This window comes from Staphylococcus sp. HMSC062A01 (genome assembly GCF_001836805.1).
Lineage (GTDB): Bacteria > Bacillota > Bacilli > Staphylococcales > Staphylococcaceae > Staphylococcus > Staphylococcus haemolyticus.
In genome coordinates this window covers 1-1,373 of sequence record NZ_KV830612.1, presented here as the reverse complement: position 1 = coordinate 1,373, position 1,373 = coordinate 1, and the positions used below count along the sequence as shown (strand labels likewise).

Here is a 1,373-nt window from a genome sequence, read left to right as displayed (position 1 = left end):
AGACGAATGTCGGCATAGCGTGAGCTATTAAGCCGACCATTCGACAAGTTTTGGGATTGTTAAGGGTTCCGAGGCTCAACGTCAATAAAGCAATTGGAATAAAGCATCTATGATTATTTGAAAACATAAGTTATAATACATTCAAAAATATTTTTGAATGAGGTGTAATTATGATTCAGACTATTGTAACTGCTGCTATTCTTTATATTGCGACAGCAGTAGATTTATTAGTGATTTTATTAATATTTTTTGCTAGAGCAAAGACTAAGAAAGAATATCGAGATATTTATATTGGTCAATATGTAGGATCTGTGGCATTGATTGTCGTAAGTTTATTCTTTGCCTTTGTCTTAAATTATGTTCCTGAAAAATGGATATTAGGATTATTAGGGTTAATACCGATTTATTTAGGAATTAAAGTAGCTATTTATGATGATTGTGAAGGAGAAAAGAGAGCTAAAAAAGAATTGAATGAAAAAGGATTGTCTAAATTAGTTGGTACGGTTGCAATTGTTACGATAGCAAGTTGTGGTGCTGATAATATTGGTTTATTTGTTCCGTATTTTGTGACATTAAGTGTTACTAATTTATTAATTACTCTGTTTGTCTTTTTAATTTTAATTTTCTTCTTGGTATTTACTGCACAAAAATTATCTAATATTCCAGGAGTTGGAGAAATTGTTGAGAAATTTAGTCGTTGGATTATGGCTGTTATTTATATAGCTTTAGGTTTATTTATTATTATTGAAAATGATACTATTCAAACAATTTTAGGATTTATATTTTAATTTAGGGTGCGATTTTATATGAGTTATGAAAATGCTTGTGATGTGATCTGTGTACATGAGGATAAAGTTAACAATGCTTTAAGTTTTTTAGAAGATGATAAATCTAAGAAATTACTTAACATTTTAGAAAAAATTTGTGATGAGAAGAAATTGAAAATCATATTATCTTTGATTAAAGAAGATGAGTTGTGTGTTTGTGATATTTCTTTGATATTGAAAATAAGTGTTGCTTCAACTTCACATCATTTAAGACTTTTATATAAAAATGATGTACTTGATTTTTATAAAAAGGGAAAGATGGCATATTATTTTATTAAAGACGATGAAATAAAAGAATTTTTCTCTAAAAATCAGGAGGGTTTTTGAAACGAGTGAAACGAGTTTCTTCTTGTCTTGATACTATAAAAAAGCAAAGATATAACATAAAATGACTTATCGGAAGTTATCTATTATCCCTTATTCAGAGATGATATAATATACAGGTCGCCTATCTCTCAGGCGTCAATTTAGACGCAGAGAGGAGGTGCATATCAGATGGTCGAAGCTCTTGTTCACATCACGACCACAGTCATCAGTGGTTGTATT

General features: G+C 29.4%; 2 protein-coding genes. Both read left to right on the top strand.

The genetic code is table 11. From position 1 onward, the window contains the following. Positions 1-170: 170 nt before the first annotated feature. Positions 171-788, top strand: coding sequence for a CadD family cadmium resistance transporter (locus tag HMPREF2715_RS03980; RefSeq protein WP_049394661.1), 618 nt, complete (start codon positions 171-173; stop codon positions 786-788). Positions 789-806: 18 nt separating this feature from the next. Next, the gene (locus HMPREF2715_RS03975) at positions 807-1,154 is read left to right on the top strand and encodes an ArsR/SmtB family transcription factor (RefSeq protein ID WP_002441960.1); all 348 of its coding nucleotides are present in this window, start codon (positions 807-809) and stop codon (positions 1,152-1,154) included. The last annotated feature ends 219 nt before the right edge of the window (positions 1,155-1,373 follow it).

Bases quoted from the DNA above. Each gene is read 5' to 3' on its own strand.
- HMPREF2715_RS03980 (WP_049394661.1), top strand. From the start codon at position 171: ATGATTCAGACTATTGTAACTGCTGCTATTCTTTATATTGCGACAGCA.
- HMPREF2715_RS03975 (WP_002441960.1), top strand. From the start codon at position 807: ATGAGTTATGAAAATGCTTGTGATGTGATCTGTGTACATGAGGATAAA.